Source organism: Rhodoferax sp., from assembly GCF_010365055.1.
Classification (GTDB): domain Bacteria; phylum Pseudomonadota; class Gammaproteobacteria; order Burkholderiales; family Burkholderiaceae_C; genus Rhodoferax.
Genome location: NZ_JAAFHA010000097.1, coordinates 1 through 14,336 on the forward strand (window position 1 = coordinate 1; position 14,336 = coordinate 14,336).

Genomic DNA, 14,336 nt, shown 5'->3' on the forward strand with positions numbered 1-14,336 from the left:
GCAGGCTCCAGGGGCTTGGCGTGCCGCCAAACTCCTCGGGGTAACCCAAGCCGAGCCAACCCAGCGCCGCGGCGCGCTGGTAGAGGCTGCGCGGAAACTCACCCGCCTCCTCCCAAGCCTCCAGGTGCGGTGCGACCTCAGTCTGGATGAACCGGCGAGCGGCATCGACGACCTGCTGGATATCTTCTTCAACAATAGTGGTAACTGGCATGAGTCTTGTCCGTCAAAGGTTTGATGGGGCCAGGGGCTTGCGCCGCTGGCCGGCTGTAGGTTGTTCGGGTAAAGCCTGGGTACGCGCAGTGGCCGGGCTCAGACCATGAAAACTTTGGGTGTCTGGGCGCGGTGAAAGCCGTTGAACGGCTTGATCGCAGCGCGCTGTTGCGCTTTGTCGCTGGCCACTTGCATCGGCCAACCCATACGCACCTGCGGCCGGGCGCCGTCAATCCGCAACGTGCTGCCACTGATGAACGCTGCCGCCGGGCTGAGCAAAAACACAATCCCGGCAGAGGCCTCGGCCTCGGTGCCAAAGCGCCCCAGGGGAATGGTCTTGGTCATCTCGCGCAGCATCGGGGCCATCTCGGGCGGGTAGTTGTCCATGCCGCTGGAAGCGATGTAGCCGGGTGCCACCGCATTGACGCGCACGCCCCGGCCGGCCCACTCCAGCGCCGCGGTCTCAGTGAAGCTGACCATGCCGGCGCGCGCTGCGCCGCTGTGCCCCATGCCGGGCATGGAGCCCCACATGTCGGCCACGATATTGACGATGGCACCGCCGTGCTTGGCCATGGACTGCACAAAGCACTCGCGCGCCATCAAGAAGCCGCCGGTGAGGTTGGTGTTAAGCACCGCCTCCCAGCCTTTGGCACTGATGGCTTCCAGCGGCATCATGTACTGGCCGCCCGCGTTATTGACCAGGCCGTCGATCCGCCCTTGCGCCGCCACCACGGCGGCGACCGTCTGCTTGACCACTGGCTCCTGGCGGATGTCGCAAACATGAAAACTGGCAACGCCGCCGTCCTGGTATATCTCTTCCATCACGCTTTGCAGCTTGTCGGCCTTGCGCCCGATCAGTACCACGTGAGCGCCCAGCGCGGCCAGTTCATGCGCTACGCAGCGGCCAATGCCGGAGCCGCCGCCGGTCACCAGCATCACCTGGCCGGCAAACAGGCCGGGCGCATAGACAGATTGATAGTTCATCAGGATTCCTTCAAAAATAAAGCCATGGCAGCGTCGGTCAATTCATCAAGCGACGCACCTTTTGTTTCATCAAACCACTGCACGGACCAGTTCAGCGCGCCCAGAATCAACAGCCTTGCGAGCTTGACCGGCGCTTGCAAATGCCCGCTGGCGTGCAGGGCCTCGAGCACGGGGGTCCAGGCTGCTTCGTAGTCCCCTTGCAGCTTGGCCAGCACAAGGCGCTGATGCTCACTCAAGGAGCGGTGCTCATACAGCATGACCGGCACAAAGTCATTGCCCGGCCCCAGCAGCGTGTCAAAGTGAGCGCGAATCAGGCGCCGCAGCTGCACCACGGGTTCGCTGGCCGCTGGCGCTGCGCCCGCAGCCGCTATGGAACCCGGCTCGGCGTCTTGCAGTGCCTGCGCTTGGCGCGAAATGGCCGAGCGCATGCCCTCCTCCATCACCGCCAGCAGCATGGCGTCCTTGCTTTTGAAGTGATAAAAGGGCGAGCCGCTGTGCATGCCAACCGCGGCCGCGATATCGCGCGTGCTGGTGGCGTCAAAGCCTTTTTCACGAAACAGGCGGGCGGCGGCGGTGAGCAACTGATGGCGACGATTGCCGTCATCGCGCTCGTCCTCGGTCTTGCGCGGGCGACCGCGGGCGCGCTTGAGGGCCGGGTCACCCAAGCGGGCGGTCAAACGCTGAACAGACAAGGCGTGGGCAGTCATGGCGTTGAATCATACCCAGATTCATGTTTATAGCAAGCGCTTGCTTTGTAAAATTAAAAGTGTAGCGAACTATCTATATTTTGCGGGGGCTAGCACCTTGTTTTTCCTATAAATTATTGCCCAGCGGCCGACGCGCTTGACCCGATCGCCTGGATAGGGGGTTTGGCGAGAACGTTCAAAAGGATTCCCATTCACCCGCTTTGCCGGTCGTTTGAGCGGCATTTTTTGGCGTTGCCACCGGGGCCGGGGTCACTGGCCGCATTGGGGCTTGGCGAACGGGTGCGGCGCTGTGGCCCCGCGCCGCGGCGCCTTTCGGGACACCGCCCACCCGTCGGTCCAAGCCTTTGAAGTTATTGGGTTTCGGCGGGTGTGCACGCACGGCCGCCGGAGACATCTGCGTCATGCCCGCGCTCTCGCCAGCGCCCAATTTGAATACCGCCACCACCTGCACCAAGTCCTGCGCTTGCGATTGCAGGCTACTTGCGGCAGCTGCCATTTCTTCCACCAGCGCGGCGTTTTGCTGCGTCGCTTGGTCCATCTGCGTGACCGCTTCACCCACTTGGGCGACTCCCAGGCTTTGCTCGGAACTGGCGGCGCTAATTTCACCCATGATGTCGGTCACCCGGCGGATGCTGCTCACCACTTCAGTCATGGTGCTGCCCGCTTTGTCCACCAGGGCCGTGCCTTGCTCCACCTGCTCGACGCTGGCATTGATCAGGGTCTTGATTTCTTTGGCGGCATCGGCGGAGCGGCCCGCCAGGCTGCGCACTTCGCTGGCAACGACGGCAAAGCCGCGGCCTTGCTCACCGGCGCGCGCGGCTTCGACAGCAGCGTTCAAGGCCAGGATATTGGTTTGGAAGGCAATGCCGTCAATCACGCCAATGATGTCGGCAATCTTGCGTGAGCTGTCGTTGATGCCCTTCATCGTATCCACCACTTGCGCGACCACCGCGCCACCCTGCACGGCGACCGTGCTGGCGTTGCGGGCCAGCTGGTTGGCCTGGTGCGCACTATCGGCATTTTGCTTGACGGTGGCACTGAGTTGCTCCATGGATGCGGCGGTCTCTTCCAGAGCACTGGCCTGGCTCTCGGTGCGCGCCGACAAATCCTGGTTGCCTTGTGCGATCTCGGCGCTGGCGGTGGCGACACTCTCCGAGCCCTGGCGCACCTCACTCACAATCACGGCAAATTTGTCGCGCAAGGACGCAATAGCGGTCAGCAGACTGGCATGCTCGGGATGCTTGAGCGCAATCGCCACTGCGAGGTCGCCCTCGGCGATGCGCTGCGTGATTGCGGCCGCGTAAGCCGGCTCGCAACCGAGCTGCTTCAAAATGCCTTTTGAAATCAGCACGCCAAAGGCCAGCAAGATGCCAATCAGAACCAGCACGCCCATGGCAAAGTCGATCGCCCGACTGATCACGACTGCGTCCACCGTATCCACATAAACGCCGGAGCCGATGATCCAGCCCCAGGGTGCAAAGCCTTTGACGTAGGAGATCTTTGGCACCGGGTCGGCTTGGCCCGGCTTGGGCCACATGTAGGGTACAAAACCAGCGCCGCTGGCTTTCACCGTATTGACGAACTCGACAAAAAGGTGCTTGCCGGTCGGGTCTTTGTTGTCTGTCAAGTCCTTGCCTTCAAGCTCCGGCCGCGCCGGATGCATCACCATCTTGGGCTGCATGTCGTTGATCCAGAAATACTCGGCACCGCTATAGCGCAACGTCCTGATCTCGTCAAGGGCGCGCTGTTTGGCCTTGGACTCCGACATCTTTCCCGCGACCGCCTGGGCGTGATAGCCCGCCAGCAATGCGTGCGCAATTTCAACCGTTTGCCGCACACCGCCTTGACGCTCCTGCATGATCAGCGTGCGTTCCGAGATCAGGAACACTGACGCCAGGACAATGATGCCGAGCACGGCACTGACGACGAGCAGACCCAGGCGCCGGGCCACCGACATCGAAGAAAAATTAAACATGATTGACCTTTTGATTTACTGCGCGCGCAAACCTCTTGCAGGCGTCATGGACAGCAGAAATGTCCCTCTTTAGAAGGCCATCTTTGAGGGTTGGGGGGTGAATTTTGGCCGTTGACCAAGAAACCTTGCCACTCAGGCTCTGGCCCACCTCACGGTCGGTAAAACTGCCCACCCGATGGACGCGCTCAGCACTTGGTTTCGCCGGTGCTTGCAGGGACTATCGGCCCATTGAGCCGATAACTCAAGAAAATCTGGCCTGCGCGCCTGTTACCGGGAACCCAGCCCCAGCTTCGTCGCAGTCGCGGCAAGTCACTCCTTGTAGTAAACCAGCTGATGCGTGGTCGCCAACAAGCTGCCATGCTCGTTCCAGAGTTGCCCGGCCTGATCAAAAAAACCGTTTCGGTAACCCTGCCCACGCGCCTGTGCCAGCAGGAAGCCGGCGCCGGTCTCCGCCAGTTGGTCGGGCCCGGCATGAAAATAGACCGTGAGCGTCACGGTGCCGGCCGGCACCAGCAATGCCCGGCGCAACCAGACACGCGGGAAAAAACCGTCCGCCATGGCCACCAGCGACGTGAAGTCCAGCGGGCGCGGCGGCTCGTCGCGAAGCCAGAGCTGCGTCAGGCTGGCCTGCTGCGGGTCGGCACTGGCGGCCCCACCATCCCACTTGGTGGGTAGCGGGCCTGCAATTGATCGCATGTCGTAGCGCCCAAACCATGCCAGCGACCCCTGCGGTGGGGTAAGCCGGGTTAAGGCCTCGGGCCGGGGCACCTCGGGACAGGGCAGGTCACTGGCGCTCCAGGTGTCGCGCCGCAAAGCGGTGATGGCGGTGCCGGTCAAGGCCACAATGTCGACCCCGTTGGCGTCGGTCTGGCGTAAGTTCAGCACCCAATGTTGTGTCGAGCGGTTGGTGCGCACCGGCGTCGCCACCACTTTGAAATCACCTGGCAACAGGCCGTTGCTGTAGTTGACGGTCAAAGCCACCGGGTCGCCCAAACGGGCAGGATGCGTCATGACGGCGTTCAGGGCAATGGCCGCTGTCACCCCGCCGAAGGGTCCCACCATGTTCCACCAGGCGGGGCTGGTTTGGCCTAGAAATTGATCGGGGGCTGCGTCAAAGTCCGGCGTCAAAACCAGCGCCGTGTCAAAAGGATGTGAACTCATGGGCCGCAGTATCGCAGCACCCGCGGTGGCAGAGCGTCATCTGGGTGACGACGAAAAAAAGGCCACGGATGCGTGGCCTTTTTCGTCCACCTCAGCGCTTAGACACGCTCGAAAATACCCGCGGCGCCCTGCCCCATGCCGATGCACATGGAGAGCATGCCGTACTTGAGCTGCTTGCGCTGCAGCGCATGGATCAGGGTGGCGGCGCGGATGGCGCCGGTGGCGCCGAGCGGGTGGCCCAGGGAAATGGCGCCGCCCATCGGGTTGACCTTGGCCTGATCGAGGCCCAGCGTGTTGATCACCGCCAGGGACTGCGCGGCAAAGGCTTCGTTGAGTTCAATCCAGTCGATCGCATCGAGCGACAGGCCAGCGTAGCGCAGTGCCGCTGGAATAGCCTCGATCGGGCCAATGCCCATGATCTCGGGCGGCACGCCCTTGACCGCACAGCTGACAAAGCGCGCCAGGGGCGTCAGGCCAAATTGTTTGACGGCCTTTTCGCTGGCCAGGATCAAGGCACCGGCACCGTCCGAGGTTTGCGAGCTGTTGCCCGCAGTAACTGAACCGCGCGCCGCAAACGGCGTCTTGAGCTTGGCCAGGCCTTCGAGCGAGGTATCGGCGCGCGCACCTTCGTCCACGCTCACCGTGCGTTTCTTCTCGATCACACCGCCGGTCGCCAGATTGGGCGCGCGGTCGGTCACTTCAATCGGCGTGGTCTCGGCGGCAAAGAAGCCGGCGGCCTGCGCGGCCAGCGCGCGCTGGTGCGATTGCAGCGCAAACGCGTCTTGCGCCTCGCGGCTGATCTTCCACTGGGTTGCCACTTTCTCGGCGGTCAGGCCCATGCCGTAGGCAATGCCGACGTTCTCGTCGTTGGCAAACATCAGCGGCGAGAAAGACGGCGCATTGCCGCCCATCGGCACCATGCTCATGCTCTCGACGCCGGCGGCGATCATCACTTCGGCTTCACCGACCCGAATGCGGTCAGCCGCCATCTGGATCGCTGACAAGCCGGAAGCGCAGAAACGGTTGATGGTGACGCCGCCGACGCTGGTCGGCAGACCCGCCAGCACCGCAGCGGTGCGCGCAATGTTCAGGCCCTGCTGGCCTTCGGGCATGGCGCAGCCGCAGATCAGGTCTTCGATCATGGTGGGATCGAGCGAGGGCACTTGGGCCAGCGCCGATTGCAGGACCTTGACCAGCAGATCATCAGGGCGGGTGTTGCGGAAAAACCCCCGGTGCGAACGCCCGATAGGCGAACGCGTGGCGGCAACGATATAGGCTTCTTGCATTTGTTTCATAACAGTTTCTCAGTCAATTTTGATTAATTGAGGACAGAACAAATTTGTTGCACAAATCTTGATCTGCCCCGCAATCACATTAATTTCGAACGGGTTTGCCCGTTGACATCATGCCCATGATGCGTTCTTGCGTCTTGGGGTGGGTCAGAAGCGAACAAAAGGCCTGACGCTCCAGCGTCATCAGATACTCTTCGCTCACCAGGCTTCCCGCATCGACATCGCCGCCGCACACCACGTTGGCGATCAGGCTGGCGATATGAAAATCGTGCGCACTGACAAAGCCGCCGTCGCGCATGTTGACCAGCGAGCTCTTCATTGTGGCCACGCCACTGCGTCCGGCCACGGCGAACAAGCGCTTGTGCGGCGCCCGGTAGCCCGAGTTGAACATGGCCTTGGCCTCGTTGATGGCCACATAAAGCAACTCGTCCTTGTGCGGCACGACCACGTCGCTCTCAAGAACATAGCCGAGCTTGCGTGACTCCAGCGCGCTGGTTCCCACCTTGGCCATGGCCGCGGCAGTGAAGCCTTCGGTCAGGAAGGGCAGCAAGTCCTTGCCGGTCGACGCGGCAGCATTCTCAGCGGCGCGCCGGGCGATGTAGGTCAGGCCGCCGCCACCGGGTACCAGGCCAACGCCGACTTCAACCAGGCCGATATAGCTCTCCATCGCCACCACGCGTTTGGCCGAATACGCTGCCAGTTCGCAGCCGCCACCGAGCGCCAGTCCGCGCACCGCCGACACCACGGGCACGTTGGCGTAGCGCAACTTGAGCATGGCCTCCTGCATTTCCAGCTCAGCGCCATCAATCGCCTTGGCGCCACCCATCATGAAGGCGGGCAGCATGGCCTGTAAATCGGCGCCGGCTGAGAACAGTTCGTCATTCGACCAGATCACCAGACCCTGGTAGCTGGTCTCGGCCAGTTCCAGGCCCTTGAGCAGGCCTTCGATGACGGCCGGGCCAATGGCGTGCATCTTGGTTTTGATGCTGGCGATCACCACGTCGTCTTTGATCGTCCACAGGCGAATCGCTTCGTCTTCAAACAGGGTCTTGCCTGCGGTCTGGGCTTTGGGCGCATTGCTACCTAACACGCTCTCGGGGAAATGCTGACGCGTGTACACCGGCAGGTCGCGCGGCAACACGAACTGAGCCGTTGTGGGGTTCCACGAACCTTGCGGGGTATGAACGCCACCAGCGTCAGCCACCGGGCCCTTGAAGACCCAGTCTGGCAGGGGCGCTTTGCACAGTGCTTTGCCGGCGTCGATGTCTTCCTTGATCATGTTGGCCACATTGAGCCAACCCGCTTCTTGCCACAACTCGAACGGGCCCTGCTTCATGCCGAAGCCCCAGCGCATGCAGAAGTCGACGTCGCGCGCGTTGTCGGCAATCGCTTCCAAATGAACCGCAGCGTAATGAAAGGCGTTGCGCAAAATAGCCCACAGGAACTGGCCTTGCGCGCCTTCGCTGTCACGCAGCAGTTGCAGGCGTTCAGCCGCCGGTTTTTTGAGCATGCGTGCATAAACCTCGTCGGCCTTTTGGCCACCGGGCACGTACTCTTTGGATTCGCCGTCAAAGCGCAGCACGTCACGGCCGACCTTCTTGAAGAAGCCGGCCTTTGTTTTTTGGCCCAGGTTGCCCATCTCCAGCAGGGTCTTGAGCACCGCGGGGGTGGCAAAGCTCTCGTAGAACGGGTCGCTCTCCAAGGTCAAGGTGTCCTGCAAGGTCTTGATCACGTGCGTCATCGTGTCCAGCCCCACCACGTCAGCGGTGCGGAAGGTGCCGGAGCTGGCGCGGCCCAGCTTCTTGCCGGTGAGGTCATCGACCACGTCGTAGCTCAGGCCAAAATTCTCGACTTCTTTCATGGTCAGCAACATGCCGGCGACGCCGACGCGGTTGGCGATGAAGTTGGGGGAATCCTTGGCCCGCACCACGCCCTTGCCCAGGTTGCTGGTGACAAAGGCTTCGAGGTCGTCCAGAATCTGCGGTTGAGTCGTGGGCGTGTTGATCAACTCCACCAGCATCATGTAGCGCGGTGGGTTGAAGAAGTGAATGCCGCAAAAACGGGGTTTGATTTCTTGGGGCAAAACTTCGCTGAGCTTGGTGATCGACAGGCCCGAGGTGTTGGACGCCACGATGGCGTGCGGCGCCAAAAACGGCGCGATCTTCTTGTACAGATCGAGCTTCCAGTCCATGCGCTCGGCAATCGCTTCAATCACCAGGTCGCAGTCCTTGAGCAGTTCCAGGTGCTCTTCGTAGTTGGCCTGCTGGATCAGGTCGGCATCACCGACCACACCGAGGGGCGCGGGCTTGAGTTTTTTCAGGCCATCAATGGCGCGCGTGACGATGCCATTTTTCGGGCCTTCTTTGGCGGGCAGGTCAAACAGCACGACCGTCACTTTGCAGTTGACCAAATGGGCGGCAATTTGCGCGCCCATCACGCCGGCACCGAGCACAGCGACTTTTTTGACTTGGAATCTTGACATTTACTTAATCTCCGTTCGGGCTGAGCTTGTCGAAGCCCTTGAATGTGTTCAGAAATGCCCTTCGACAAGCTCAGGGCGAACGGTTAATGGATCAGGGGACCCGAGTCCAGACTTGGGTTCGATAGAAAAACGCGATGTAGCCTCGCACCTGCAACTGCTTGCCACCGTCAATCGGTGTCAGGCGCAAGGTGTAGTCCTTGCCGTTATCGGGGTCGAGAATCTTGCCGCCTTCCCAAAGGTCCTTGCCGTCGGCTTTCTTGGCGCCGCGGATGATCTCCAGACCCAACACCGGTTTATCCTTGCGGTCGTCGACGCATTTGTCGCACACCGCGTCCTGCTTGGCATCCTTGCGCAGCAGCTTCTCGATGCGCCCGGACAGCGCACCCGCGTTGTCGCTGATACGCACCTCGGATGACACCTCACCGGTTTTGTCATCAACGGTGCGCCAGACGCCCACGGGCGTCATCTGGGCCAGTGCGGGCAATGCCAGGGCGCTGATAAAAATAGCAGCTATCGATTTATGCAAGATGATCTCTCCTCAATGGTGGGGCTCACAAGACCCCGCTCGCGCGGGGTCCACGCTGATCTCAAGCCAGGGCGGCGTCCGTGTCCATCAACACCTTGCTGCCGGCGCGTGCCGTGCGCATCAGTGTTGCGGTTTCAGGGAACAATTTGGCGAAATAGAAGCGCGCTGTCTGCACCTTGGCCAGGTAGAAGGGGTCGGCGTTGCCTGCAGCAATTTCACGTAGCGCCACTTGCGCCATGCGCGCCCAGAAGTAACCAAATACCAGGTGCCCGGCCACGCGCAGATAGTCCACAGCGGCGGCACCTACTTCGTCGGCATTCTGGAAGCCCTTGAAGCCGATTTCGGTGGTGAACTTGGTCATCTGGTCGCCCAAAATGGCAATCGGGGTGATGAATTCAGCCATCTTTTCGTTGACGCCTTCTTCGGCCACCAGTTGACCAACGAGCTTGCCGAACTTGCGCAAGGTGGCGCCGTTGTTGCCCAGGATCTTGCGCCCCAGCAAATCGAGCGACTGGATGGTGTTGGTGCCTTCGTAAATCATGTTGATGCGGTTGTCGCGTGCAAACTGCTCCATGCCCCATTCTTTGATATAGCCGTGGCCACCAAACACTTGCATGCAGGCGTTGGTGGAGATGTGACCGTTGTCAGTGATGAAGGCTTTGACGATCGGGGTCAGCATGGCCAGCAATTCACCAGAGTCCTTGCGCACCTTTTCGTCGGGATGGCTGTGTTCTTTGTCCAGCAACATGGCGCTGTAGCACAACAAGGCGCGACCGCCCTCGGCGTAGGCTTTGGCCGTGAGCAGCATCTTGCGCACGTCCGGGTGCACGATGATCGGATCGGCCGGCTTGTCCTTGGCCTTGATACCGGTGAGTGAGCGCATCTGGATGCGATCCTTGGCATAGACCAGGGCGTTTTGGTAGGCCACTTCGGTCTGACCGAGCGACTGGTTGCCAACGCCCAGGCGGGCGGCGTTCATCATCACAAACATGGCCTGCATGCCCTTGTTGGGTTGTCCCACCAAGGTGCCGACCGCAGCATCGAGCACCAGCTGCGCCGTGGCGTTGCCCTTGATTCCCATCTTGTGCTCCAGGCCACCGCAATAAATCCCGTTGCGCGCGCCCAGCGAGCCGTCTGCGTTGACCAGAAATTTGGGCACGATGAACAGACTCACCCCTTTGATGCCAACCGGCGCATCGGGCAGACGCGCCAACACCAAATGAATGATGTTGCTGGCCATGTCGTTCTCACCGGCGCTGATGAATATCTTTTCACCGCTGATCTTGTAAGTGCCGTCGGCCTGCGGCTCGGCCTTGCTGCGCATCAGGCCCAGGTCGGTGCCGCAATGCGCCTCAGTCAGGCACATCGTGCCCAGCCACTCGCCACTGGTCATCTTGTGCAGATAGGTCTGCTTTTGCTCTTCGGTGCCGTGCGCATGCAGGGCGGCATAGGCGCCATGGGTCAGCCCCGGGTACATGGCCCAGGACTGGTTGGCGCTGTTGAGCATTTCGTAAAAACATTGATTGACGATATGCGGCAGCCCCTGGCCACCGTATTCCGGTTCACAGCCCAGCGCCGCCCAACCGCCTTCAACGTACTTGGCGTAGGCCTCCTTGAAGCCAGTGGGTGTGGTCACCGCATGGGTCACCGGGTCGAGCTTGCAGCCCTCGGCGTCACCACTCTGATTGAGTGGGAAAGCAACCTCAGCGGCAAATTTTCCGCCTTCTTCCAGAACGGCATTGATCGTGTCAACGTCGATATCGGCATGCTTGGGGATGCCTTTCAAATCGTCGACAACGTGGAGCACTTCGTGCATCACAAACTGCATGTCACGCAGGGGGGGGGTATAGCTAGGCATGGTTACTTCTCCTTCAGGTTTCGGTTGGATGCGGTGGAACGCGGTGATGCGCTGACGGCAGACTTGCCGTAGCGCGTGATGATGTTTTCAAAGCCAATGTTGGCGCGATCAAGTGCGCCGGGCAACCCCAGAAAGCGCGCCTCGAAATGCAGGGCCAAAATAAGCCCATGAATCTCAAAAGCCACTTGATGCGCGTCGATATCGGGCTTGATGTGGCCGACTTCCCGGGCCTGCTCAACGGCGCGATCAACCGCCGCCAGCCAGATGTTGACCGACTCCGCCAGAGCGTCACGCACGGGCCCGGGCCGATCATCAAACTCCACCGCACCACTGATAAAGATGCAACCGGATTGAATCTCAACGGAGACCCGCTTCATCCAGTTGGCAAAAAGCGCTCGTACGCGCGGCAGGCCCCGGTCCGCCCGCATGGCAGGCTCAAAAACAGTTTCATAAAAACGCTCGAAGTGAGCGCGAATAACAGATATCTGGAGTTCTTCACGCGATCCAAAATGGGCAAAAACACCGGATTTGCTCATCTTGGTTACATCTGCCAGGGCACCAATGCTCAGGCCTTCAAGCCCGATCTCTGCAGCCAGACCCAAAGCGGCGTCAACAATGGCCTGCTTGGTTTGCTGCCCCTTTTGCAGGGCGTGCCCGGCGCCCGCGTCCAGGCGACGGCTGGAACGGGCAGATGGGGCAGGTGGTTGGGGAGAGGTCATGGCACTAAAAAAGAACGATCGTGCTATTTTGCCGCATTTCTGCTAGCCGCGCCAGCCCGAGACCACATCTAGAGAGAAATTTCTAGTCAAAACGCGGGTTTACCTGCAGTCATCAGCGCTCATAGGGCAGTACGACCCACTGTTGTCCGCCCAGGGCAATGGCGATGTACTTGTTGATATGGGCGACCGGGCCGCCCAGACGCGGCAGTTTGATCGTGACTCAGAGCATCAGTGTCAAGCTGGCGTCCAAATGCTCGCACGGCAAACGCTTGAAGTTAGAGCGCGCAAAGCGCTGCAAACGCCCGACGACAAAAGCCATCAGGACCGATGCCCGCACCTGCGTATCGATACTGGGGGTGGCCGAGCCGCGCAAGTCGGCACCGGCACGCAGGCTTTGCTTGAGGCTGGACTCGATCTTGTCGAAAAACTGGTTCATGCGCTGTTGCAGGCGCTCGTTCTCGAACACCAGCGCATCGCCCACCATGACGCGGGTCATGCCCGGATTCTTCTCGGCAAATTGCAGCAGCATCGTGACGACCTGCGCGGCCTGGCGCACGCCGTTCTGGGCGCTGGTCATGGCGTCCGGCGCCAGACTGGCGTCGGCCGGCGCCAATGCCGGCGCGGCGAGCAAGCTCTGACGCTCGGCAATTTGGTTGACCAGCGAAAACACCGAGTGTTCGATGAACTCAATCAGGCCCTCGAACATCTGCGCCTTGCTGGCAAAGTGCCGGTACAGCGCGGCTTCACTGACCTCAAGCCGAGCCGCCAGGGCCGCGGTCGTGATGCGCTCCGAGCCGGGTTGCTCCAGCATCTGCGCCAAAGCCTGCAAGATCTGCTCGCGGCGCTCGCCAGGTTTGAGCCGCTTGCGCAGTGGTGCGGCCGCTTCACGCTGGCTAACGCTGGGGACAGAGAGCAGGGAGGAGGTCAATTCGGCGTCAGACATGGCAGCAGTGGGGGCACAGGACGGTGGTATGAATTCATTCTCGCATAGCGCTGGCAAGGGTTTTTGCGGGGGTCAGACCGGAAATATCAAGGTAAACCGGGCGCCGCGCCCGTCACTGCCACTGCCCACGACCAGCAAACCGTGGTGCACCCGTGCAATCTCGTCAACAATCGCCAGGCCCAGGCCATTGCCTTGGCTGACGGTGCCGGGCAGGCGGTAAAACCGCGCCAGCACGAGTTGACGCTCCTCAACCGGCACGCCCGGGCCGTCGTCCTCCACCTCAAGAAAATCGGCGCCACTATCGGGCATGCGGCCACAGCGTAGCGTCACCATGCCGCCCGACGGGGTGTATTTCAAGGCGTTGTCCGTCAGGTTACCGAGCAACTCGCGCAACAGCCAGGCGTGACCGGCCACCTGCAAGGCTTGCACATCCAAACCCAAATCGATGCGCTTGGCCGTGGCGGCATCCAGATGCGCCTCCAGCAGGTCTTCGCACAGTTCTTTCAAATCAACGGTCTGCAGCGGCTGCTGGTCCAGGCCATGGGCGTCGGCGCGTGACAAGGCCAGCAGTTGATTCGCCAGCTGCGAGGTGCGGCGGGTGGCATCGCGCAGGCGCCGGATCTGTTCAACTCCTATATTTATAGCTGTTCGCTCTTTATCTACGGGGGCTAGAGGCTCATTTGTTAAAATTTCCCCGCAGGAAGAACAGGCAACTACCGGCAGACTCGCCGCCTGCGCCCAGGCCTCGACTTGCGCCTGCAAGCCCGCCAGTGGCGTGCGCAATTGATGCGCGGCGTCGGCCACAAAACGGCGCTGGCTCTCCGCCTGCGCATTGACCAGGCCGAACAAGCGGTTGAGCGACTGCACCAGCGGGCGCACCTCTTCGGGCGAGGCCTGAACATCCATCGCACTCAGGTCGCTCGGCGAGCGCTGCCCGACCGCCTCCTTCAGATCCAGCAGGGGTCGCAGCGCTTGCCTGACCGCCCAATTGACCACAAACACGCCCAGCACCATCAGCACCAAGTTGGGCAACAAGACTTTGAGCAGCACCAGTTTGACCCACTGCTGACGCGGATCGGAGCCGTCCGCCAGACGCACGACCAGTTCTCCTGCGGCAGTCTGCAGGCGCTGCGAGACGATGCGGTAGGTCACGCCGCCCTGCTCTGCGCTGGCGAACTCGGGCTCACGCGTGCTCGGCGGCAACCGGCTCAGCCAGTCATCACCCAGCAAAACCTGGCCCTCCAGATTGGCAATGCAAAAGGCGGACACGCCGACCCGGTCCCGGAGAAATTCTGCGATGACCGGTGCCATCAGCAGGACCGGCGCGGCATCGATCGCTGGGCCTTTGGCGATCACCGAGTCCGCCAGCAGCGGCACCAGCTTGAGCACCCGACTTCGACAGTTAAACGCGTAAGTCATTGATCCATATAGGGGTGCGATGCAATCGCTCCACTACAAAAGCGTTATCTGCGTGTTCAG

12 protein-coding genes are annotated in these 14,336 nt (G+C 61.2%); all 12 read right to left on the minus strand.

Features of this window, described 5'->3' with window-relative positions; genetic code table 11:
• Positions 1 to 211: acyl-CoA dehydrogenase family protein (locus GZ093_RS17105; protein ID WP_296488287.1), on the minus strand; the 211-nt coding region annotated here is incomplete at its 3' end.
• A 98-nt stretch (positions 212 to 309) separates the two neighbouring features.
• Positions 310 to 1,194 carry an SDR family oxidoreductase gene (locus tag GZ093_RS17110; protein WP_296488289.1) on the minus strand — a complete coding sequence of 295 codons (885 nt, stop codon included), beginning with the start codon at positions 1,192 to 1,194 and terminating at the stop codon, positions 310 to 312.
• Entirely contained in the window at positions 1,194 to 1,901 is a 708-nt protein-coding gene (locus tag GZ093_RS17115) for a TetR/AcrR family transcriptional regulator (protein WP_296488292.1), read from the minus strand. Before GZ093_RS17115 ends, GZ093_RS17110 begins: the two co-directional genes overlap by 1 nt.
• 175 nt (positions 1,902 to 2,076) lie before the next feature.
• A complete protein-coding gene (locus GZ093_RS17120) occupies positions 2,077 to 3,876 on the minus strand; it encodes a methyl-accepting chemotaxis protein (protein ID WP_296488295.1) in 1,800 nt (599 codons plus the stop codon).
• Positions 3,877 to 4,185: 309 nt separating this feature from the next.
• The gene (locus tag GZ093_RS17125) at positions 4,186 to 5,037 is read right to left on the minus strand and encodes a thioesterase family protein (protein WP_296488298.1); all 852 of its coding nucleotides are present in this window, start codon (positions 5,035 to 5,037) and stop codon (positions 4,186 to 4,188) included.
• A gap of 98 nt (positions 5,038 to 5,135) precedes the next feature.
• Positions 5,136 to 6,332, minus strand: coding sequence for an acetyl-CoA C-acyltransferase (locus GZ093_RS17130; protein WP_296488300.1), 1,197 nt, complete (start codon positions 6,330 to 6,332; stop codon positions 5,136 to 5,138).
• A gap of 79 nt (positions 6,333 to 6,411) precedes the next feature.
• The gene (locus GZ093_RS17135; protein ID WP_296488303.1) at positions 6,412 to 8,811 is read right to left on the minus strand and encodes a 3-hydroxyacyl-CoA dehydrogenase/enoyl-CoA hydratase family protein; all 2,400 of its coding nucleotides are present in this window, start codon (positions 8,809 to 8,811) and stop codon (positions 6,412 to 6,414) included.
• A 91-nt stretch (positions 8,812 to 8,902) separates the two neighbouring features.
• The gene (locus tag GZ093_RS17140; RefSeq protein ID WP_296488307.1) at positions 8,903 to 9,337 is read right to left on the minus strand and encodes a DUF2147 domain-containing protein; all 435 of its coding nucleotides are present in this window, start codon (positions 9,335 to 9,337) and stop codon (positions 8,903 to 8,905) included.
• Between the two features lie 61 nt (positions 9,338 to 9,398).
• Entirely contained in the window at positions 9,399 to 11,195 is a 1,797-nt protein-coding gene (locus GZ093_RS17145) for an acyl-CoA dehydrogenase C-terminal domain-containing protein (protein ID WP_296488310.1), read from the minus strand.
• Positions 11,196 to 11,197: 2 nt separating this feature from the next.
• Positions 11,198 to 11,914: a TetR/AcrR family transcriptional regulator gene (locus tag GZ093_RS17150; protein ID WP_296488311.1), complete on the minus strand. Its 717-nt coding sequence runs from the start codon at positions 11,912 to 11,914 to the stop codon at positions 11,198 to 11,200.
• A gap of 220 nt (positions 11,915 to 12,134) precedes the next feature.
• On the minus strand, positions 12,135 to 12,857 hold the full coding sequence (slmA, locus tag GZ093_RS17155) for a nucleoid occlusion factor SlmA (RefSeq protein WP_296488313.1): 723 nt from the start codon (positions 12,855 to 12,857) through the stop codon (positions 12,135 to 12,137).
• Positions 12,858 to 12,929: 72 nt separating this feature from the next.
• Complete coding sequence (locus GZ093_RS17160) at positions 12,930 to 14,276, minus strand: ATP-binding protein (protein ID WP_296488316.1); 1,347 nt, start codon at positions 14,274 to 14,276, stop codon at positions 12,930 to 12,932.
• Positions 14,277 to 14,336: the final 60 nt, after the last annotated feature.